This is a genomic window from Mesorhizobium sp. SARCC-RB16n (assembly GCF_008520305.1).
In the GTDB taxonomy this organism is placed as follows: Bacteria; Pseudomonadota; Alphaproteobacteria; order Rhizobiales; family Rhizobiaceae; genus Mesorhizobium.
In genome coordinates, this window is sequence record NZ_ML703269.1 from 107,982 (window position 1) to 127,297 (window position 19,316).

The following is a 19,316-nucleotide window of genomic DNA, read 5'->3' on the forward strand; positions in this document are numbered from 1 at the left end:
GGCCTAATTGAAAATTGGGCCTTTTTGCTTTGTTCAGTAGCGGTTATCACCTACCTTCGCGCATCGGGGAGGACGGCTACTTGCGTGTCTTGGGCTGGGATAAGAAAAACAACACGCTGATGTTCTGGCTGCGTGGGGATATTCCCGTTCGCATCTCCTGGACCTTTGCAATCCCCGCTGTCCTGCCCTTTGTCTATGAATGGCGGATAAGCCCTTCGGAGGCGATCGCCCATACGTTCATTTTTGCAGTGCTGCTGTTTCTATCGATATTCCTGCATGAGCTCGCCCATATGAGGGCCGCACGCCGGCTAGGCGTCGGAACCGACCGTATCGACCTCTACCTCTTCGGCGGCCTGACATATTTCAAACCCGCGCCAGCGCTGAAGCCGTGTCCCTACATGTGGGCTCGGATTGCCTTTGCGGGTCCTTCGACAAACATCGTTCTGGCAGTGCTATTTGCCGCGTGCAGCTATCTGGTCTTCGGCTCTTTCATCCCTCGCGATCCGTATGGGGATTGGTTGTCCGTGCCTTCGACTGGCCTGCTGGCCTTGGCACTTTGGCTTGGCCTGCTGCTGAACCTTGTCCTTTTTGGGCTCAACATGCTGCCGGCCTATCCATTGGACGGCGGCACGATCGCCAGGGATTTGCTTTCTCCGCGCCTCGGGGCACATCGCGCGGCGCTGGTTGTAGGCATCTGCGGTCTCGCTCTCTCGGTGCTTCGCTTCGCCATCATCTTGCCGGCGGCGGCTGCCGGCGTTTTGCTGTGGTTTCCCCCATCGTTCAGACCGAATTGGCGAGTTGTTCGCGGTCAGACCGGGAAGAAGCGCAAAGAACTCGCCAAAACGGGCGAAGTCAAACCGGTCGAGACCGAACCTGTCGAGTGGAGAGGCAGGGGCGGATGGCCGACTAACAAGCAGTGACGGTGGCGGAATCCGTGCTCTCAAGAGCCCCGGTCCGTTACCGGCCTTTTTACTTTTTATGTCGGCGATTTTCGCTTAGCGTTGCGTCATGTCCGCTTCCGTCCGTGCAGGTCTTCGGCTTTCGGGCGCCGCCGTCCTGGCGTTGCTTTGCGGCCTGACCACAGGATCGACCGCCGCCGAGCCGGTCGATGTCGAGTTGGTGCTGGCGGTGGACGTGTCGCTGTCCATCTCGCCGGCCGAACTCGAGATCCAGCGCCATGGCTACGCGGCGGCGCTGACAAATGACAATGTTCTGCAGGCGATCGCCGATGGCACATATGGCAAGATCGCCGTCACCTATGTCGAATGGGCCGGCACCAGCTGGCAACGCGTCATCGTGCCGTGGACAGTGATCGCAACCCGGGCCGACGCGGAGCGGGTGGTGGCGCAATTGTCGGCCCAGCCGCCCAACAGCGCGCGGCGCACCTCGATCTCCGGTGCGCTGGAGTTCGGCAGCGACCTTTTCGCCGAAAGCGGCTACCAGGGAACCAAGCGCGTCATCGACATTTCCGGCGACGGGCCGAACAACCAGGGCGCGCCGGTCAATCTTGTCCGCGACGGGGTGGTCAGGCAAGGCATCGTCATCAACGGTCTGCCGCTGATGACCCGAGGCGGCTTTTCCGGCGTCTACGACGTCAACGATCTCGACCGCTACTACAGCGACTGCGTCATCGGCGGCCCCGGCGCCTTCATGATCCCGGTGAACGACTGGACACAATTTCCCGAAGCCATCCGCCGCAAGCTTGTGCTTGAGCTTGCCGGTCCGGCGTCGCGCCAATGGGCGGCGGAGGAGGCGGACCATCCGCCAGTGGTGCTGGCACAGGACAAGCCCGTCACCGACTGCCAGGTCGGCGAGAAAATGTGGCGCAACCGCAACTGGATGCCCGACAACAGATAGAGCAATCCCAAACGGTCTGCCCCTGTTTTCCAAGCCGCCAACACGTTCCTGTTGATTGACAAGCCCATCGGCCTCTGTGAACAATTTCGCCCAGAGAAAACAAGGGGAACTGACATGAACAGGATAACCGTATTTGCCGCGACATTGACACTTGCCGCGGGCATGTCCGCGCCGGCGATGGCCGCCACCTCACTCACCATCGGCATCAGCGGCTGGACCGGATTCGCGCCGCTGACGCTCGCCAAGCAGGCAGGGCTGTTCGAGAAGCATGGCCTCGACGTGACCTTGAAGAAGGTGCCGCAGGCCAGCCGTCCGCTCGCCATCGCCAGCGGCGACCTGCAATGCGCCGCCACCACGGTCGAGACCTGGCTGGTCTGGAACGCCAGCGGGGTGACCACCAAGCAGATTTTTCAGCTCGACAAATCCTATGGCGCCGACGGTATCGTCGTGCGCAACGACATCAAAACCGTCGCCGATCTCAAGGGCAAGACCGTCGCCTCCTCGGCGCCAGGCACGTCGCCCTATTTCCTGCTCGCCTGGGTGCTGAACAAGAACGGCATGTCGACCAAGGACGTGACGGTCGTCAATCTCGAGCCTGATGCGGCGGCGCAAGCCTTTCTGGCTGGCCAGAACGATGCGGCGGTCACTTATGAGCCGTTCCTTTCGGCCGTGCGCGACAAGGCCGACCAGGGACATATTCTGGCGACCACGCTCGACTATCCGATGGTTCTCGACACGGTCGGCTGCACGCCCGAATTCCTCAAGGCCAATCCCGACGCCGCCAAGGCGCTTGCCGACAGCTATTTCGACGCGCTCGACCTGATCAAGAAGGATCCGCAGAGATCCTACGAGATCATGGGCGCCGACGTGAAACAGTCGGCCAAGGAATTCGAGGATTCGGCGAAGTACCTGAAATGGGCCGACAAGGCTGAGAACAAGCAGTTCTTCACCAAGGAATTCCAGGATTTTTCCAAGACCGCGGGTGCACTGCTGCTGCAGATGGGGCTGATCAAGGAGGCGCCCGACGTCGCCACGCTGGCCGACACCAGCGCCGTGGCGAATTGACGGTTCAACCCTTGAGCATCGTGCGGTGGCGCAGAGCGCCGCCGCCTTCCCGCTGACAAAGGACGAAGATGCGCCCCTTGCATCCTGTCTCACCGAGCCTGCGAACGGTGCTCGGCATTTCCTTCTTCGTGCTGTTCGTGGCCTTCTGGGCCTGGATCACGCTTGGCGGCCACGTCAATCGCATCTTCCTCGCCGATCCGCTGTCGATGCTGCGGGATGGCTGGCGGCTGCTGGTCGAGGACCGTTTCTGGCTCGACATACTGATCACCATCTGGCGTGTCTTCGGCGGCTTTGTGCTAGCCTCGGTCGTCGCCGTGCCGCTCGGCATCGCCATGGGCGCCTGGAAGCCGGTGGAAGCGTTTCTGGAGCCCTTCGTCTCCTTCGCCCGATACCTGCCGGCCTCGGCTTTCATTCCGCTGCTGATCCTGTGGGCGGGCATTGGCGAGCTGGAAAAACTGCTCGTCATTTTCGTTGGCTCGGTGTTCCAGATCATCCTGATCATTGCCGTCAAGGTCGGGTCCACGCGGCGCGATCTGGTAGAGGCCGCCTATACGCTGGGCTCGACCAACAATGGCATTGTCAGGCGGGTCATCATGCCGGCCAATGCGCCTGAAATCGCCGAGACGCTGCGGCTGGTGCTTGGCTGGGCCTGGACCTATGTCATCGTTGCCGAGCTGATCGGCTCGTCCTCCGGCATCGGCTATATGATCATCAACAGCCAATCGCGGCTGGCGACCGGTCAGATCATCTTCGGCATCATCGTCATCGGTCTGATCGGGCTGTTGTCCGATTTCGCCTTCAAGGCGTTCAACCGCTGGCTCTTTCCATGGAGCCTGGCATGAGCAAGCTTCTTATCGAGGGCGTTTCGCGCACCTTTGCCGGCGTGCGGGGCGGAGAGCCGGTCAGGGCGCTGATGCCGGTGGATCTTGCCGTTGCGGCCAATGATTTTATCACCATCCTGGGGCCCTCGGGTTGCGGAAAGTCGACACTGTTGAGGATCGTCGCCGGTCTGGAGGCGCCAAGCGAAGGCCGCGTTCTGCTCGACGGCAAGCCGGTGACGAGACCCGGGCCGGACCGCGGCATGGTCTTTCAGTCCTACACGCTGTTTCCCTGGCTGACGGTCGCCGAAAACATCGCCTTCGGCCTGCGCGAACGCGGCATGGCCGAAGAGGAGAGGGACGGGATCGTTGCCTCCTATGTCGATCTCGTTGGGCTGAAGGGATTCGAGAACCATTGGCCGAAGCAGCTTTCCGGCGGCATGCAGCAGCGTACGGCGATCGCCCGCGCGCTGGCCAACGATCCGGACATCCTGTTGCTGGATGAACCGTTCGGAGCCCTCGACAACCAGACGCGCGGGCTGATGCAGGAATTGCTGCTCGGCATATGGGAACGGCGCAAGAAGACGGTGCTGTTCGTCACCCATGACATCGAGGAGGCGATCTTCATGGCCTCGCGGGTCATCGTGATGACGGCGCGGCCCGGCCACATCAAGTCGGATGTCGCCATCGACCTGCCGCATCCCCGCCATTACACGCTGAAGACCAGTCCGGAATTCTCTGCGTTGAAGGCTAGGCTGACCGAGGACATCCGCGTCGAGGCGATGCGGACCGCGGACGTGCACTAGCCGCTCAGGGCTCGATCATCAGCGCGTATGGTTGGATCAGGCGGCCAGCAATTGCTTGCGGTCGACGCGCTCCTGCTGCGGCGAGCGGGCATAGAGCTCGCGGTAGCATTTGGAGAAATGCGAGGCGGAGACGAAGCCGCAGGCGACCGCGACCTCGACCACCGGCATCGACGACTGGATCAAGAGATGGCGGGCGCGATCGAGGCGGATTTCGAGATAGTATCGGGCAGGAGAGCGTCCCATCTCGGTCCGGAACAGGCGCTCGATCTGGCGGCGCGACAGGTCGACATGGTCGGCGATCTCGATCAGCGATAGCGGCTCGGACAGGTTGGCCTCCATCAGCTCGATGATGGTCAGCACCTTCGAATTCTGCACGCCGAGGCGAGCGCGCAGCGGCAGGCGCTGGCGGTCGGTCGGGCTGCGCACGCGGTCGGTCAGCACCTGCTCGCACACGCGGTTGACGAGATTCTCGTCGAAATCGTCGCCGATCAGCTTCAGCATCATGTCGAGCGCGGCGGTGCCGCCGGCGCAGGTATAGGTGTTCTGGTCGATCTCGAACAGGTCGGCAAAGACATTGGCCTTCGGGAAGGCCTCGGAAAAGCCCGGCAGGTTTTCCCAATGGATGGCGCAGCGCTTGTTCGACAATAGGCCAGCAGCGGCCAGGATATGCGCACCGGTACACAGGCCACCCACCGCGACGCCGCGATTGTATTCCTCGCGCAGCCAGGCAAAGGCCGACTTGTTCTGGTAGCGCTCGACATTGATGCCGCTGCAGACGATGGCCATGTTAGGGCGATCCGGCCCAGCCATCTTCTTGCGTTCCTCTTCCAGCGAGGTGTTGACGGCACATTCGACGCCGTTGGAGGCGCGCACCGGTTTCCCGTCGATGCTGGCAAGGCGCCAGCGATAGGCCTCATAGCCGAGCATCCGATTGGCGGAGCGCAGCGGGTCCAGCGCGGTCGCAAAAGCGATCATGGTGAAATCGGGAACTAGGAAGAACACAAACGATCGCTTGATCGGATGCTTGACGGCGTTCACGGGGAACCTCATCTGGCCATGACGCGAACAGGATGTCGCGAATAGCATAGCGTCATCAGGAAAAATCATTCCTGTCAATCGGCTAGGCGGCTTTAGCAAGATTAAATTTGCGACATGGGTCGCAAATGGGCAATCGCCGCGCGGGGCTGCTCAAACCAGGCCACCGTCAGGTTGTGAAAAGGTGGTGGAAGCGCAACAAGACAAACGCCGCCTCGGCGGAACCGAAGCGGCGGCAGTCAACTCTGAAGCCGTGGCAGGGAGCACGGCTCTGGAGGTATCTTGTATTTTCTATTTCACGCAGTTCCGGACGGAAAACCGTTACACACTTCCTGGAACTGCTTTCATTCAGGCGACGAAGCCTAGGCGCGCCGCAGCCATGGCGCCGGTCTGGCCAGGCATGGTGTTGGCAAGACGCTGGCGCTCGAGAGCGGTGGTCAGGTTCATTTCGCGGCGGGCGAAGAGGCGGGCAAAAAGCTTCATGATCATCTCCAATCGGTTGCTCAGACGGGTCGCCTTCGCTTGATGGAGTGGGGCAGCTCGTTTGCTGACGGGGATATAGGCTTGTGTAAGCAGAAACTAAATCGCAAAAGCGAAGCGCTTGATATGAAAAGCGACACCGAATGCGACAGATTTGGGCAGGCTATAGCCAATATGCCCAATATTTACGAATATTTACAGCTGGTTAGCTTCAAAAACGAGCTGCTATGCGGCTTGCTCATATGCGCCATGCAGCGGCGGCATGGCTCCTGAGTTCGTTTGAATACAAATAAAATAGAGAAGGCCTGCCGGGCGGGTTGCGCGGCAGGCCTTCAGCACGGGGTACACACGATCTACTTCGCTCCAGCCCAGGTTCCGATGCCGTAGCGAGTGCCGGTCTTGGCGTCGGAAGCTTCCGGCCAGCCGATATCCTTCTGCAATTCGATCGGCAGGGAACGGATGGCGCGTTCGGTCTGGTAGCGGGCGCGGGCCGCGTTGAATTCGGTCGCGATGCGGCCGAGGGACGACAGGATAGACATTTCGATCTCCTTTGCAGCGGCGCGGGAGGCGCCGGCAATGCGTTACGTCAGGTCTGTTTCAGCTTCATTACATGTCGAATGCAGGTCTGCGTGGTGGTCGTTTGGTGACCGCTTCTGGCAGCACGCTGCTTCGATGGAGTTGACTATGCTCCCGATCTGCTGTTCAATCAAACGAAATGGAATGATGCTTTGTATCAGAAAAATTGAAGGCTGATCGCCATGAACGCCCCACTCAATCATCCGCTGCCGCTGCTCGACCTCGATGTTTTGCGCACGTTCGTGGCGATTGCCGAGACCGGCAGCTTCACCACCGCGGCCAATGCCGTGTTCCGCACGCCGTCGGCCGTCTCCATGCAGATCAAGAAGCTGGAGGATATCCTCGGCCGCTCGGTGTTCGCGCGCGACGCGCGTTCGGTGACGCTGACCACCGATGGCGAGATGCTGCTCGGCTATGCCCGCCGGCTTTTGTCGATCAACCGCGAGGTGGTGTCGAAGTTCATCATTCCCGATATTGTCGGCGTGGTTCGGCTGGGCTCGCCGGACGATTATGGCGAGCGCGTGCTGCCGCATGTGCTGAAGCGTTTCGCGCAGTCGCATCCCTCGATCGCCGTCGACGTCACCATCGACCAGAGCAGCAATCTGCGCCGCCGCATGGACGACCGCGCGCTCGACATCACGCTTCTGACCAACTCCTACAAGACCAGCGCGCTCGGCGCGGAGGTGCTCTTGACCGAGCCGATCGTGTGGGCGGGCGCCAAGGGCGGCTGCGCGCATCTGCGCGAACCCTTGCCGGTGTCGCTGTGGGAAGAGGGCTGCGCCTGGCGGGCCGGTGCGCTCGAGGCGTTGGGCCGCGAGGGTCGCAACTATCGCGTCGCTTATATGAGCGCCCATACCGCGGGCCAGCGCGCTGCCATCATGGCAGACCTCGCGGTCGCGCCGCTGCCGCGCTCGTTCCTCGGCAACGACATGGTCGAACTCTGCCCGAAGGACGGAATGCCCGATATCGGCACTTACAATCTTGCCATGGTGGTGGCGCCGGACGCCAGCGCGCCGGTCAAGGCCGTCGCCGACCACATCCGCGCGACCTTCGAAGTGTTTCGGGAAACCGGCAAGTTCTGATCGATGTCGTGGAGCCGAGTTTCAGTGCTCGGCGATCTCGTCACGTTCGCCAGGCCAATTGATCGTCTGGCCGAAATGGTTGGTGTGCTGGGATGGTCCGAGACGCCGTCAGTAGTGCTGACTGCCGATCATATCGTCAGCGTGCTGCAACGGTTCCGTGCAGGAGAACTCGCCGCCGCCGATGTCGAGAGATGGGCTGATCTGGTCGAATGCAGGGAAGACATTGACTATCAGCCAGATCGCAATGAAGAGATATTGCAGGCGATTTACGTGCTCGCCAACCCGGTCCTGAACGGATTGCTCGACGAAGCTTTGGTCGACGACTTGGCCATTTCCCTTTCAGGTCGAATGTAGGCGTCGTCCGTGAGAAACGCGACGATGTGTTGGCGCGCGCGCCGCGCTTCCGGCATGTCAATCAGCGGCCAAACGTGGAACATGCCTTCCTCGTACACCAGTTCCACCTCGACACCGGCGGCGCGGGCTTTTTGCGCAAAGATCAGATTGTCGGGTGTGAGAAGATCGCGGGAGCCCGTCATAAGCAATGTCTTCGGTAACACCGACAGATCGCCATAGACCGGACTGATGCGCCAGTCCGTCGGATCCATACCGGCACTATAGAGCCGGATTGCCTCCCGCCCACCGGCAATCCCCAACCATGGATCGTTCCGCTCGGCCTCGAACACTTCCGGGTTTGCGAGCGAGACGTCGAGCCCGGGTGAAATCAGCACATGGCGCGAGGGCAGGGGCAGGCCCTCTTCCGCCGCCATCATGGTCAGCACCACTGCCATGTTGCCGCCGGCGGAATCGCCCATGAAGACGATGTCTTCCGCCTCTGTCTCCTCGATCATCTGGCGATAGACAGCGCCGACCATGCCGAACATGGCGTGGAAATCGTGTTCCGGGGCGATCGGATAGATCGGCACGGTGATGCCGTAGCCCAACCGGTCGGCCATGTCGGTGATCAGATGCCAGTGATAGGGCGTGATCTCAAAGACATAGGCGCCGCCATGCAGGTAGAGAATCCGCTTGTGCTCTCCGGCTCTGGGGGCGATTTCGTAGACCGGGAAACCGTCCACGGTGCGCGTCTGGATATCGAAACGCTGCTGGAGCAAGGCCGGCGGATGGTGATCCTCGGTTTTGCGCGCGGCCGCGATCCAGCGCTGCAGGTTTTCCGGGCTGGAAAAGGCCCGCTTGCGGCTGTGCCTGAGTACGAAGGACACGAAGTGGCTTTTCAAACTTGGCATGCGGATACACGAACTTCGGCTGCAGCCGACTAAGAGAATTCCCCTGTCGTTCGAAGATCGTGCGTTGGCCAGAAATGTCAAGATTGCGAATATCCGCATGGCGGCGTGATCTTCGAATATGGCGCTCGCGTAGTGATCAGCGACGCGGCAGAAGCGCAGCGCGGAGCCGGTTGGTGGCAGGCGCCGGGGACGTGCGCGGTCCCCGGCGCCTGGCGAGTAGTTTGCATTTGTCGGCAAAGGTCATCAGCGCGTGGTGCCCAGTAGCAGCGAAGCAAGCGTTGCCTGCGGGTCGGCCGGTGGTGAAGCCGGCCAGCCAATATCTTTCTGGACATGCATCGGCAGGCTGTTGAGCGCGCGGATCGCCTTGTTCCTGGCGTGGGCCTGCCTGATGGTGGCACCAAAGCGGCCGAGATTTTCGAACATCGACATTTTCATCTCCCTTGAAGAACGGCGATGGCCAAGGACTAAAGCGCGTCGCGTCGAAACGGATTCATGCGACGCGCTTTAGGTCTTTGTTTTGATGCATGTCGTTCCCCCAAAACCGAGGTCACTTTTGGGCGACATGCATTATCTTTGGCCGCCGTTCGATGCGGGGTAAATGCGCCTGCCATGTATCGGATGGATTTCGCGAAAACAGCATTTCGGTTTCCGGATCGGCCGATCCGGAAACATTTGCATACAAATAAAATCGAGGGAGAGGCCGACGGGTCTATTCGCGCCCGCGCCTTGCCGCGTGGCCTTCGCGCGAGCGCCGGCGGGGTGCAGCGTCGCCGGCGATGCCATCCTCGCTCACCGTCTTGCGTGGCGGCAGTTTTACCGCCGCCGACAGTTTCGGGAACGGATCGACTTTGTTGGGCAGCGCCATGGCATAGACGAAATGCTCCTGGAATTTCGGTTCCAGCGCCGTTTCGATCTTCTCGATCTGGCTCACCGTCTCCTCGATCTCGCGGCGATAGCCACGGTTGAGCAGCGCCATGCGAGCGCCGGCGCCGGCGGCGTTGCCGACGGCCGAGACCTTGTCGAGATCGCAATCGGGGATAAGGCCGAGCACCATGGCGTATTTCGGATCGATGAAGGAGCCGAAGGCACCCGCGAAATGGATGCGGTCGACATGTTCGGTGTTCTGCTTTTCCATCAACAGCTTGGTGCCGGCATATAGCGCCGCCTTGGCGAGCTGGATAGCACGCACATCGGTCTGGGTGATTGTAATCTTGGGTTCGCCTTCCTTCAGCACGTAGGAGAAGGTGCGGCCGTTGGCGACGACGCGCGGCGAGCGCGCGGCAAGCGATCCGTCGACGACGCCATCTTCCGAGATGATGCCGGCGAGATACATTTCGGCGACGATTTCGATAATGCCGGAGCCGCAGATGCCGGTGACGCCGGTCGCCTGTACGCTGTCGAGGAAGCCGGGTTCGTCGGACCACAGTTCCGAGCCGATGACGCGGTATTTCGGCTCCAGCGTGTCGGGATCGATGCGCACGCGCTCGATGGCGCCGGGCGCGGCGCGTTGGCCACCGGAGATTTCGGCGCCTTCGAAGGCAGGACCAGTGGGCGAGGAGGCGGCGACAACACGCGCCCGATTGCCGAGCACGATCTCGGCATTGGTGCCGACATCGACGATCAACATCATCTCGTCCTGGCGATGCGGGCCTTCCGACAGCGTCACCGCCGCCGCGTCGGCGCCGACATGGCCGGCAATGCAAGGCAGCATATAGAGCCGTGCGCCCTGGTTGAGCTTGAGCCCGATGTCGGATGCCTTGATGCGAACGGCGCCCGAGACGGCAAGCGCGAAGGGGGCTCCGCCGAGCTCGGTCGGATCGATGCCGAGGAACAGGTGGTGCATGATCGGATTGCCGACGAAGACCGAATCCAGGATGTCGTTGCGCTGGACATTGCCTTCCGCGCAGACCTTGTCGACGAGGCCGGAGATCGCCTCGCGGACAGCGACCGTCATTCCCTCGCGGCCATCCGGGTTCATCATCACATAGGAGACGCGGCTCATCAGATCCTCGCCGAAGCGGATCTGCGGGTTCGACGTTCCGGAAGAGGCGGCGACCCGGCCCGACAGCAGCGACACCAGGTGCATGGCGATGGTGGTCGAGCCGATGTCGCAGGCGAGGCCATAGGCCTCGTTCTTGAGGCCCGGCCACAGCGCGATGACGCGCGCGATGTCGCTGTCGGCGTCCTTGTGGATGGCGGCTGTCGCGGTCCAGTTGCCTTTGCGCAATATGCCTTGCACCTGCGGCAGCAGGTAGAAGTCGAATTCGAGGTTTTTAAAGCTCCAGTCCTTCATCAGCGCGATCTTGAGCCGGTCGAGATCGCCTGATGGATTGTGCATGTCGGGCTCTTCGATCTCGACATAGCACATACGAATCGCCGTATCGCGGGCGATCACCCTTGTGTCGGCATCCTTGCGGATGGTCTGTGCATTGATGACGGTATCCTGCGGCACGTCGATGACGAGATCGCCGAGGATCTGCGCCGAGCAGGAGAGGCGGCGCCGTTCGGGCAGGCCGCGGACGCGTTCGTAGCGCTCTTCCTTGGGGCCTTTGGGCGAGATGTGGTCGTTGGAGGAGGTGATCTTGTGCTTGGCGAAATTGCCTTCCTGCACCTCGATCTGGCAGCGCCCGCAAGTGGCACGTCCGCCGCACACGCTTTCGACATAGACGCCGAGTTGGCGCGCGGCGTCGAGCACTGGCGTGCCGACAGGGAACCGCCCGCGCTTGCCCGACGGCATGAACAGCACGAGCGGATCGGTAATGTTGGCAGGTGAATTCACGATTGCGCGCTTATCCCCGGCCCATGCGGGCTTCACGGCCGCCGCGCCGACGGCCGCCATTGCCGCCGCCTTCGCCCGGTGCATTGACCGCTGTCGGCGCCGCCACCGCGTGGCCGCCTTCGGCCGGCTTGTAATCCTTGTAGGTCTTGATCCATTTGGTGCAGTTCTCGTCGGTGCCGTTCAGCACGTTGGCGCCGCGCACGGCTTCCATCTCCTGCGGCCGCACCGGGTTCATGATCGCGGAGGTCATGCCAGCGCCGATCACCATCGGGATGAAGGCGGCGTTGATGCCATGGCGGTGTGGCAGGCCGAACGAGATATTAGACAGGCCGCAAGTGGTGTTGACCTTGAGTTCCTCACGCAGGCGCCGCAGCAGCGCGAACACCTGGCGGCCGGCATCGCCCAGCGCGCCGATCGGCATGACCAGCGGGTCGACGACGACGTCGTGCGCCGGAATGCCGAAATCGGCGCAGCGCTCGACGATCTTCTTGGCGACGGCAAAGCGCACGTCCGGATCCATCGAAATGCCGGTCTCGTCGTTGGAGATGGCGACGACCGGAACATTGTATTTCTTGACCAGTGGCAGGATGGCCTCGAGTTTTTCTTCCTCGCCGGTGACGGAGTTGACCAGCGGGCGCCCCTTGGCGACCTTCAGCGCGGCCTCGATCGCGGCGGTGACGGAACTATCGATCGACAGCGGCAAGTCGACCAGGCCCTGGACGATTTCCAGCGTCTGCACCAGCAGACCGGGTTCGGTCTCGTTCGGGTTGACCGAGGTGACGCCGGCATTGACGTCGAGCATTGTGGCGCCGCAGGCGGCCTGCTCCAGCGCGTCCTTGATGACGGTCTCGAAATTGCCAACCACCATCTCGGCAGCGAGCTTCTTGCGGCCGGTCGGGTTAATGCGTTCGCCAATCACGCAGAAGGGCTGGTCGAAGCCGATAATGATTTCTCGTGTCGCCGAGGCGACGATGGTCCGGGTCATGAAATCTCTCCGTCGTGATATAAAGAGTTCTTTATATCGTTATCTCTTGTCGATCAAGCGAATGGTGGTCGTTCCACGCTCTCAATGCGCGGTCTTCACCATATCCACCTGGGTTTCGGTAATCTCGTCGTGCAGGATGTGGTCCAGCCGATCGGCGACCATCTGGTCGTCGCGGCGGATCTCACGCTTCCATGGCTGGCGGCCCTTCAGCACGCCCGATTCATCGACGATCTCGGCAACATATTCCTCCTGGCGGTAGGCCATCACGTGGATGCCAGAGACGCCGGGAATTTCCTTCACCTCGTTGATGATGTCGGTGCAGAGCTGCTTGCCTTCCTTCTTCTGGTCCTGGGCGCCTTCCAGCCGCTTGATGACGGCATCAGGAATATGGATGCCCGGCACGTTGGAGCGGATCCATTTTGCCGTCTTGGCGGAAGCGAGCGGGCCGACGCCGCACAGGATGAACACCTTTTCGGTGTGGCCGAGATCGCGGGCCTTTTGCATGAAGGTTTTGAACATCGGCACGTCGAAGCAATACTGCGTCTGTATGAATTGCGCGCCGGCGGCGATCTTCTTGCCGAGGTGGATCGGGCGAAAGTCGAAGGGCGGCGCGAACGGATTGACGGCAGCGCCCAGGAACAGCTGCGGCGGCGTGGTCAGCTTCCGGCCGGACAGAAACTTGCCGTTGTCACGCATGATGCGACAGGTCTCGAGCAGCGACATGGAATCGAGATCGAACACCGGCTTGGCGCCAGGCTGGTCGCCGGCCTGCACGCCGTCGCCGGTCAGGCACAGCATGTTGGCGACGCCCATCGCGGCACCTCCCAGAACATCGCCCTGGATCGCGATGCGGTTCTTGTCGCGGCAGGCGATCTGCATGATCGGGGCGTAGCCCATGCGGGTCAGCAATGCGCAGATGCCAACCGACGACATGTGGCAATTGGCGCCGGACGCATCGACGGCGTTGATGGCGTCGACCCATCCGTCGAAGATCTTCGCCCTGTTGTAGACGTCCTCGGGATCGGCGCTGTCGGGCGGATTGAGCTCGGTCGTCACCGCGAACTCGCCGCGCCTGAGCACCCGCTCCAGCCGGCCGCGTGAGGTGTGGCCGGGCAGGGGATCGAGCGGCAAATGGATGCCGGCCGGATTTTCGTCGAGCTGGCGGCCGATCATGCAGAGGCTCCGGTCTTCGCTGCGGCGGCAGCTTCACGGGCTGCCGCGGCCTGCGCGGTCACCCGCAACCAGGCCGAGGTTTCGCGCAACGACTGATCGACCGGCTTCTGCACGGTGAGGATCCTGTCGGAGTTGACCATGTTCTGCGAACCTTCCCAGGCCTTGACCCAGACGCAGGGCATATTGGGCTCGACCTCGCAATTGCCGTTGGCGCGCACGCCGCCGCAAGGGCCGTTGCGCAACTGCTTGGGGCAGTTCATCGGGCACGACATGCCGGTCGAGGACAGGATGCACTGACCGCACATGCGGCAGTCGAACATGAAGCCCTTGACGCGCTTTTCGACGAATTTGACCGGCGCCTCGACACGACCATAGCCGATGCCCTTCCACAAGGGATGCAGCAGCAGGAACGTGTCGGCAAAACGGGCATAAAACCATTCGAGCAGGCGCGAATGCCGGACAGACCATAACCTCACCGCAAACGAGCGCTGCACGCGGCGCTGCGGCGACACGTCGGCCGGCTTGTAGTCGGATTTCGGCGCTGCCTTCTTGACCAGCGTGGCCTGGGTAACCGCCGGGTTCTCGTCAGACATTTTCTTTTCCGCCCGCCTTGACCAGAGCGACCAGCCGCTCGCGGTCGTATTTCGCGTCGAGTTCGTGGAACGCCTTTTCGACCTCGGATTCGAGATCGTCACCAACCGGAACGGGATCGGCCTTGCGCCATTCGGCGAGATAGTCGTCCGTGCCACCGGCGCCGGTGCGCATGGCGCACATGTCGATCGCCTCGGTGAAGCGCAACGGCAGTTCGCGCTTGGCGTTCTGCCGGCCTTTCCTGACGATGACCTGGGCAGGGATGTCGCGCCAGTAGACGACGATAAGATCGGCCATGAATTCTCGCTCCTCGATCCCCGAGCATTGCCGCAAGCGCAGTTGGCCCGCTTGTTATGGGACGACGCGCGCGCATTCAAAAGCGACGCATTTCGATGTCGTAAAATGAAAGGTGCGTTTATTCGTTTGCGACCCATGTCGCGACAGGGTGAATGCAGCAATAATGGCGGCGGAATTTGCGCTGTTGTGGACGCCGGATGCGTTACCAGATGCCGGTTCTCAGCCCTGTCCAGACATAGGACCAGATCGTCGGGTGGTACCACTGTTTCGATGGCAGGCCTGGATCGAACGTTGCGAGTTTTCCGGCTAGCGCGTCGCTGACCGCCTCGACGCAGATGTCGCGCGAAAACGCCACCTGGCGCAGCGCGTAGCTGGAGATGCTGTCGCCTTGTTTCGGCTTGCCGCGCGCCTGCTTCAGCACGCCGCCGGTGTCGACGCCCGCATCGACCAGATGGACGGTGGTGCCGAAATTCTGCGGATCGCCTGACGTCAACGCCCAATAGCCGCCATTCATGCCGCGATATTTCGGGGTGATGCCGGCATGATAGTTGAGCACCGGACAAGGTATTTTGCCGAGCATCTCCCTGGAAATCAGCCGGCAACCGTTGAGCAGCACGACGCCAGGTTTCATCTTCTGGATCGCTTGCAGACATTCCTCGCTGTTGGCGGATGCCACATGGACGATGACCTGGCCTTGCCGCGGTTCCGTTTCAAGCTTCTCCTCGGCAATCAACCGGGCGGCATGTTTGACATAAAGCCGTTTTCCGAGCCTGCTCAGCACCATCGTGCCGAGCTGGCCCATGGCAGAGACCCAGCCCTGGCGTCGGGCGCGGCCGCGCAGCAATTGTTTTTTAGATTCAGGGATTTCGAGGATGACGCTGACAGGGCCGACGCGGTCGGTGAGGTCGTTGATCATGGCCCAGACGTGCGCGCCGCCACCGGTGACGACTACAATCGGTCGCGGATTGGATTTCGACGCTGCCATTGATCTTGCCACGCTCCAAGGACCGGCTGATGCGGCCGGACCTTAGGGCAGGCGGGTTAATCCTTGGTATGCCGGCATGATAGATCCGGTCAGCGCTTGAACTCCATGATGTCGAGCTTCGATTCGTAGTAGGGCGCGGGGAATTCGATGCGCCATTCCTTGGCGCTGTTGCGGAAGGCGTAACCGACCTGATCGGTTTGCGAGCCGCTGCCATAGGGCTTCGCCCGGTCGTCGTTGACGGAGCCGGAGCCAAGATAGATCGAGCGCTTGTCGCCGTCGTCGAAGAAACGGCCCTGGGTGCGCTGCGAACCGCTGATCTTTTGCAGCCGCCAGCCGGAGCCATCATCGGTTACCCTGCATTTGAACCAGCCATAGATGACGAGCGGGCTCAGTCCGCCGACTTTGATCGTGCGGCACCGCCAATTGCCAGTGAGATCCTTGTCGGAGAAGGCGACCAGCGGCTTGGCCAGCAGCGCGTCGAGCTGCTTGACCTCGGCGGGGTTGCCCGCCTTTGCCTCGGCGAGCGCCGCCTTGCGCGTGTCGCCATATCTGTCGAGCCGCGCCTTGTCGGCGGCGGTGATCAGTTTCTGCACTTGGCCGTCGGCAAGGGCGGGCAAAACGCAGCAGAACAGGCCGACAGTGGCAAGTAAGGGGCGGAGGTTCATCAGAGGAATCCCTGTTTTGTCTGGAACGGCGCCGCTGCCGTCTGGCGCATAACTTACCGGGTCGCTGGCGCCTGTCATCCGTGCTTAACAGCGTCACGGTCGAAATTCATGGTGTGACGAATGCGAATCTTGCTTACGGGGTCATCAGGTTGGCTAGGAAGCGCGTTGGCGCCAATCCTGCGCGGGCTTGGACATGACGTCACCGGCCTCGATCCCATTCCATCGGCCGAAACGCGGATCGTCGGCTCGATTGCCGACCGCGATCTGGTCATGCGAGCAGTCAGGGACAATCGAACTGAAGCCATCATTCACAGCGGCGCGCTGCACAAGCCCAACATAGAAAGCCACGCCAACAGTGATTTCATCGCGGCCAACGTGCAGGGCACGCTAAACCTGCTCGATGCGGCGGTAGCGGCCAATGTGCAACGCTTCGTCTTCACGTCAACGACTTCGCTGATGATCTCGCAGGCGATACGCGACGGCTTCGAGGGTGGCGCGCGCAAGGCGGCGTGGCTGACGGAATCGATGTCGCCCGAGCCGCGCAACATCTATGGGGTGACCAAGCTCTCCGCCGAGCATCTCTGCCGTCTCTACCACCTCCGGCACGGGCTGCCTGTGGTGGTGCTGCGCACGGCCCGTTTCTTCCCCGAGGCCGACGACATGGCGCATGCGATCGAGCAGTCGGACGCCAATACCAAGGCGAACGAGTTGCTGTTTCGGCGGCTGACGGTGGACGACGCGGCGCAGGCGCATGTCGCGGCACTGGAGAAGGCACCGGAGCTCGGCTTCGGCATCTTCATCGTCTGTGCGCCTACGCCGTTCCAGCCCGATGATTGCGCGGACTTGATCGCAGACGCCCCATCGGTCGTGGCGCGTTATTTTCCCGAATTTCCCGCACTTTATGCACGCAAAGGCTGGACGATGTTTTCCTCGATCGACCGGGTCTATGACTCGTCGCGGGCGAGAGAGAGGCTGGGTTTTGCCTGCAGGACGAGCTTTGCCGACGTGCTGGCGGCGCTGGCGGCCGAAGACGAGAGCTGAAGCCCTCAGGCGCTCGCGGCCGCACGCGCCAGGCCTGGCGTCAGGTCGCCAAACCCGGTCGAGCGACGCTCGTAGGTCAAGCCGAGCAGGGCGGCCGCCTTTTCCGCGACCTTGTCGAGCTCCGGATCATCGGTCTGCGCCAGATAGATCAGCTTCTCGTAATTGCCGAAATAGTCCTTGATCAGTTCCGGGTGCCTGTCCAGCCCGAGCGGCTTCATGAAGAAGGCATCGAACTGGCGGCACAGGAAGTCCGTCATGTAGAACGACATCATGTCGTCGTCGGCGACCTTCGCATAGGCGTCCATGCCTTGATAGAAGGCGAAGCAATGCGGGCCGGCCATGCGCTCGACGCCATGCTTCTCCAGTACGCGGTCAAGCAAGCCGCCGGTACCGCAATCGGCATAGCCGACGAAGATATTGATGTAACCCTCCGCCTTGGCCTTCTCGATCGCCTTGTCCATGGCCGGTGCGATGCGGTCAGGATAGAAATGAAATTCCGCCGGCAAACACGTCAATTCGAGGTGATCCAGCCCGAGCCGTTCCTTGACGGCCAACACCTCGCGCGCAATCATCCCGCAAGCGATGACGAGCAGCCTGTCGCCTTGATTCGGTTTCGTTTTCTGTGATTTGGCCATGGGATCAGTCAAGCCGGCCTTCGTTGTCGTGGGCTAATTTATCTATTGAGGGAGACACCGTCCATGAAACTGCTACGCATCGCTCCGATTGCTATTCTTGCCAGCGTCCTCGCCCTTACGGCTTGCGCGAACACCGTCCGCGGCGTCGGCAAGGACGTCAAATCGACGGCGAGGGCGGTCAAAGACACTGTCGCCAATTGATCGGCAGCCACCTCTTTCATCTGGGAACAAAAAAGCCGCGCTGCAAGGCGCGGCTTTTTTTCGTCGTCCTGATGCCTTGGATCAGGCCGAAGCACGCACGTTGTGCTTGCGCTTCATGAAATCCTTGGCGGTTTCGACCGCCACCGCTGCGTCGCGGCAATAGGCATCGGCGCCGACGGCCTTGCCGAATTCTTCGTTGAGCGGTGCCCCGCCAACCAGCACTACATAGTCGTCGCGAATGCCCTTTTCCTTCATCGTGTCGATGACGACCTTCATGTAGGGCATGGTGGTGGTGAGCAGAGCCGACATGCCGATGATGTCGGGCTGGTGCTGCTCGATCGCATCGAGATACTTCTCGACCGCGTTGTTGATGCCGAGGTCGATGACGTCGAAGCCGGCGCCTTCCATCATCATGCCGACGAGGTTCTTGCCGATGTCGTGGATGTCGCCCTTGACGGTGCCGATCACCATCTTGCCCTGCTTGGGCGCGCCGGTGGCGGCGAGCAGTGGGCGCAGGATGAACATGCCGGCCTTCATGGCATTGGCGGACAACAGCACTTCGGGAACGAACAGGATGCCGTCGCGAAAATCCTCGCCGACGATACGCATGCCTTCGACCAGTGCCTCGGTCAGCACCTTGTAGGGCGCCCAGCCGCGATCGAGCAGGATGCGCGTGCCTTCCTCGATTTCTTCCTTCAGACCGTCATAGAGATCGTCGTGCATCTGCTGCACCAACTCGTCATCGGAAAGTTCGGAAAGGATGATCTCGTCGTCGGACATTTTAATCCAGCTCCTCACGGCATCGCGACTGTGTCGCAAGGCACAAAATAATGGCGTTCATACCTAACCCGCAACGGGCGGGTATCCATAGCTGATTTGCGACTTCCCGCAAAAGGAAAGCGACTGGAAAATCTATCGGATTTCTTGTCGATTTTGCGACAGGCGTTGGCGCGGACGGGCCGTTTCGAATAGGGTGCATGGCTACGATCCGGCGAAAGCCG

General features: G+C 61.5%; 23 protein-coding genes. 9 read left to right on the forward strand and 14 right to left on the reverse strand.

The annotated features are described in order from the left end of the window. Window positions 1-14 precede the first annotated feature (14 nt). From C7I87_RS17165 to C7I87_RS17185, 5 genes are all read left to right on the forward strand, one after another. Window positions 15-920 (forward strand): site-2 protease family protein, encoded by a 906-nt coding sequence (locus tag C7I87_RS17165; protein ID WP_149905318.1) that lies wholly within the window; start codon window positions 15-17, stop codon window positions 918-920. Window positions 921-1,008: 88 nt separating this feature from the next. Next, on the forward strand, window positions 1,009-1,857 hold the full coding sequence (locus C7I87_RS17170) for a DUF1194 domain-containing protein (RefSeq protein ID WP_149905319.1): 849 nt from the start codon (window positions 1,009-1,011) through the stop codon (window positions 1,855-1,857). A 114-nt stretch (window positions 1,858-1,971) separates the two neighbouring features. Next, entirely contained in the window at window positions 1,972-2,922 is a 951-nt protein-coding gene (locus tag C7I87_RS17175; protein ID WP_149905320.1) for an ABC transporter substrate-binding protein, read from the forward strand. Between the two features lie 68 nt (window positions 2,923-2,990). Next, window positions 2,991-3,764: an ABC transporter permease gene (locus tag C7I87_RS17180; protein ID WP_149905321.1), complete on the forward strand. Its 774-nt coding sequence runs from the start codon at window positions 2,991-2,993 to the stop codon at window positions 3,762-3,764. Further along, window positions 3,761-4,546, forward strand: coding sequence for an ABC transporter ATP-binding protein (locus C7I87_RS17185; RefSeq protein ID WP_149905322.1), 786 nt, complete (start codon window positions 3,761-3,763; stop codon window positions 4,544-4,546). The genes C7I87_RS17180 and C7I87_RS17185 overlap by 4 nt, the downstream gene beginning before the upstream one ends. Before the next feature lie 36 nt (window positions 4,547-4,582). Here C7I87_RS17185 and C7I87_RS17190 read toward each other — a convergent pair whose 3' ends face one another. The 3 genes from C7I87_RS17190 to C7I87_RS17200 form a co-directional block, all read right to left on the reverse strand. Further along, window positions 4,583-5,521 carry a GlxA family transcriptional regulator gene (locus C7I87_RS17190; RefSeq protein WP_373424744.1) on the reverse strand — a complete coding sequence of 313 codons (939 nt, stop codon included), beginning with the start codon at window positions 5,519-5,521 and terminating at the stop codon, window positions 4,583-4,585. Window positions 5,522-5,929: 408 nt separating this feature from the next. Beyond that, complete coding sequence (locus C7I87_RS36480; RefSeq protein WP_013894968.1) at window positions 5,930-6,064, reverse strand: hypothetical protein; 135 nt, start codon at window positions 6,062-6,064, stop codon at window positions 5,930-5,932. 350 nt (window positions 6,065-6,414) lie between these two features. Beyond that, window positions 6,415-6,600 (reverse strand): hypothetical protein, encoded by a 186-nt coding sequence (locus C7I87_RS17200; protein WP_149905324.1) that lies wholly within the window; start codon window positions 6,598-6,600, stop codon window positions 6,415-6,417. A 219-nt stretch (window positions 6,601-6,819) separates the two neighbouring features. Between C7I87_RS17200 and C7I87_RS17205 the strand changes: the two genes are divergently transcribed. Next, window positions 6,820-7,719 carry a LysR substrate-binding domain-containing protein gene (locus C7I87_RS17205; protein WP_015317416.1) on the forward strand — a complete coding sequence of 300 codons (900 nt, stop codon included), beginning with the start codon at window positions 6,820-6,822 and terminating at the stop codon, window positions 7,717-7,719. A gap of 24 nt (window positions 7,720-7,743) precedes the next feature. Beyond that, window positions 7,744-8,073: a hypothetical protein gene (locus tag C7I87_RS17210; RefSeq protein ID WP_149905325.1), complete on the forward strand. Its 330-nt coding sequence runs from the start codon at window positions 7,744-7,746 to the stop codon at window positions 8,071-8,073. Here the strand turns inward: C7I87_RS17210 and C7I87_RS17215 are convergent. The 9 genes from C7I87_RS17215 to C7I87_RS17260 form a co-directional block, all read right to left on the reverse strand. Continuing rightward, window positions 7,986-8,963 (reverse strand): alpha/beta hydrolase, encoded by a 978-nt coding sequence (locus C7I87_RS17215; RefSeq protein WP_149905326.1) that lies wholly within the window; start codon window positions 8,961-8,963, stop codon window positions 7,986-7,988. The two genes, C7I87_RS17210 and C7I87_RS17215, sit on opposite strands and share 88 nt — an antisense overlap. Before the next feature lie 243 nt (window positions 8,964-9,206). After that, window positions 9,207-9,392, reverse strand: coding sequence for a hypothetical protein (locus tag C7I87_RS17220; RefSeq protein ID WP_149905327.1), 186 nt, complete (start codon window positions 9,390-9,392; stop codon window positions 9,207-9,209). Between the two features lie 280 nt (window positions 9,393-9,672). After that, the gene (locus tag C7I87_RS17230) at window positions 9,673-11,802 is read right to left on the reverse strand and encodes an ASKHA domain-containing protein (protein ID WP_149905328.1); all 2,130 of its coding nucleotides are present in this window, start codon (window positions 11,800-11,802) and stop codon (window positions 9,673-9,675) included. Next, entirely contained in the window at window positions 11,753-12,727 is a 975-nt protein-coding gene (locus C7I87_RS17235; protein ID WP_149905329.1) for a methyltetrahydrofolate cobalamin methyltransferase, read from the reverse strand. The genes C7I87_RS17230 and C7I87_RS17235 overlap by 50 nt, the downstream gene beginning before the upstream one ends. 81 nt (window positions 12,728-12,808) lie before the next feature. Then, on the reverse strand, window positions 12,809-13,900 hold the full coding sequence (locus C7I87_RS17240; protein WP_149905330.1) for a methylenetetrahydrofolate reductase: 1,092 nt from the start codon (window positions 13,898-13,900) through the stop codon (window positions 12,809-12,811). Next, entirely contained in the window at window positions 13,897-14,493 is a 597-nt protein-coding gene (locus C7I87_RS17245; protein ID WP_149905331.1) for a methylenetetrahydrofolate reductase C-terminal domain-containing protein, read from the reverse strand. Before C7I87_RS17245 ends, C7I87_RS17240 begins: the two co-directional genes overlap by 4 nt. Continuing rightward, on the reverse strand, window positions 14,486-14,788 hold the full coding sequence (locus tag C7I87_RS17250; protein ID WP_149905332.1) for a virulence factor: 303 nt from the start codon (window positions 14,786-14,788) through the stop codon (window positions 14,486-14,488). Before C7I87_RS17250 ends, C7I87_RS17245 begins: the two co-directional genes overlap by 8 nt. Before the next feature lie 202 nt (window positions 14,789-14,990). After that, window positions 14,991-15,773, reverse strand: a complete 783-nt coding sequence (locus C7I87_RS17255) for a formyl transferase (RefSeq protein ID WP_149905333.1) — start codon at window positions 15,771-15,773, stop codon at window positions 14,991-14,993. Window positions 15,774-15,862: 89 nt separating this feature from the next. Further along, window positions 15,863-16,438: a DUF4893 domain-containing protein gene (locus tag C7I87_RS17260; protein ID WP_149905334.1), complete on the reverse strand. Its 576-nt coding sequence runs from the start codon at window positions 16,436-16,438 to the stop codon at window positions 15,863-15,865. A 120-nt stretch (window positions 16,439-16,558) separates the two neighbouring features. Between C7I87_RS17260 and C7I87_RS17265 the strand changes: the two genes are divergently transcribed. Then, complete coding sequence (locus tag C7I87_RS17265; RefSeq protein ID WP_149905335.1) at window positions 16,559-17,479, forward strand: NAD-dependent epimerase/dehydratase family protein; 921 nt, start codon at window positions 16,559-16,561, stop codon at window positions 17,477-17,479. 5 nt (window positions 17,480-17,484) lie between these two features. Here the strand turns inward: C7I87_RS17265 and C7I87_RS17270 are convergent, their stop codons facing one another. After that, window positions 17,485-18,114: a DUF1638 domain-containing protein gene (locus C7I87_RS17270; RefSeq protein WP_149905336.1), complete on the reverse strand. Its 630-nt coding sequence runs from the start codon at window positions 18,112-18,114 to the stop codon at window positions 17,485-17,487. Window positions 18,115-18,177: 63 nt separating this feature from the next. Here C7I87_RS17270 and C7I87_RS17275 point away from each other — a divergent pair, with 63 nt between their 5' ends. Continuing rightward, a complete protein-coding gene (locus C7I87_RS17275; protein ID WP_149905337.1) occupies window positions 18,178-18,315 on the forward strand; it encodes an entericidin A/B family lipoprotein in 138 nt (45 codons plus the stop codon). 81 nt (window positions 18,316-18,396) lie between these two features. Here C7I87_RS17275 and C7I87_RS17280 read toward each other — a convergent pair whose 3' ends face one another. Continuing rightward, window positions 18,397-19,095: a corrinoid protein gene (locus C7I87_RS17280; protein ID WP_149905338.1), complete on the reverse strand. Its 699-nt coding sequence runs from the start codon at window positions 19,093-19,095 to the stop codon at window positions 18,397-18,399. Window positions 19,096-19,316: the final 221 nt, after the last annotated feature.

Coding starts and splice junctions, on each gene's coding strand:
- C7I87_RS17240 (WP_149905330.1), bottom strand. CDS start 13,900: ATGATCGGCCGCCAGCTCGACGAAAATCCGGCCGGCATCCATTTGCCG.
- C7I87_RS17275 (WP_149905337.1), top strand. CDS start 18,178: ATGAAACTGCTACGCATCGCTCCGATTGCTATTCTTGCCAGCGTCCTC.
- C7I87_RS36480 (WP_013894968.1), bottom strand. CDS start 6,064: ATGAAGCTTTTTGCCCGCCTCTTCGCCCGCCGCGAAATGAACCTGACC.
- C7I87_RS17205 (WP_015317416.1), top strand. CDS start 6,820: ATGAACGCCCCACTCAATCATCCGCTGCCGCTGCTCGACCTCGATGTT.
- C7I87_RS17175 (WP_149905320.1), top strand. CDS start 1,972: ATGAACAGGATAACCGTATTTGCCGCGACATTGACACTTGCCGCGGGC.
- C7I87_RS17280 (WP_149905338.1), bottom strand. CDS start 19,095: ATGTCCGACGACGAGATCATCCTTTCCGAACTTTCCGATGACGAGTTG.
- C7I87_RS17215 (WP_149905326.1), bottom strand. CDS start 8,963: ATGCCAAGTTTGAAAAGCCACTTCGTGTCCTTCGTACTCAGGCACAGC.
- C7I87_RS17185 (WP_149905322.1), top strand. CDS start 3,761: ATGAGCAAGCTTCTTATCGAGGGCGTTTCGCGCACCTTTGCCGGCGTG.
- C7I87_RS17190 (WP_373424744.1), bottom strand. CDS start 5,521: ATGATCGCTTTTGCGACCGCGCTGGACCCGCTGCGCTCCGCCAATCGG.
- C7I87_RS17170 (WP_149905319.1), top strand. CDS start 1,009: ATGTCCGCTTCCGTCCGTGCAGGTCTTCGGCTTTCGGGCGCCGCCGTC.
- C7I87_RS17180 (WP_149905321.1), top strand. CDS start 2,991: ATGCGCCCCTTGCATCCTGTCTCACCGAGCCTGCGAACGGTGCTCGGC.
- C7I87_RS17255 (WP_149905333.1), bottom strand. CDS start 15,773: ATGGCAGCGTCGAAATCCAATCCGCGACCGATTGTAGTCGTCACCGGT.
- C7I87_RS17260 (WP_149905334.1), bottom strand. CDS start 16,438: ATGAACCTCCGCCCCTTACTTGCCACTGTCGGCCTGTTCTGCTGCGTT.
- C7I87_RS17245 (WP_149905331.1), bottom strand. CDS start 14,493: ATGTCTGACGAGAACCCGGCGGTTACCCAGGCCACGCTGGTCAAGAAG.
- C7I87_RS17250 (WP_149905332.1), bottom strand. CDS start 14,788: ATGGCCGATCTTATCGTCGTCTACTGGCGCGACATCCCTGCCCAGGTC.
- C7I87_RS17235 (WP_149905329.1), bottom strand. CDS start 12,727: ATGACCCGGACCATCGTCGCCTCGGCGACACGAGAAATCATTATCGGC.
- C7I87_RS17230 (WP_149905328.1), bottom strand. CDS start 11,802: ATGGCGGCCGTCGGCGCGGCGGCCGTGAAGCCCGCATGGGCCGGGGAT.
- C7I87_RS17200 (WP_149905324.1), bottom strand. CDS start 6,600: ATGTCTATCCTGTCGTCCCTCGGCCGCATCGCGACCGAATTCAACGCG.
- C7I87_RS17270 (WP_149905336.1), bottom strand. CDS start 18,114: ATGGCCAAATCACAGAAAACGAAACCGAATCAAGGCGACAGGCTGCTC.
- C7I87_RS17220 (WP_149905327.1), bottom strand. CDS start 9,392: ATGTCGATGTTCGAAAATCTCGGCCGCTTTGGTGCCACCATCAGGCAG.
- C7I87_RS17265 (WP_149905335.1), top strand. CDS start 16,559: ATGCGAATCTTGCTTACGGGGTCATCAGGTTGGCTAGGAAGCGCGTTG.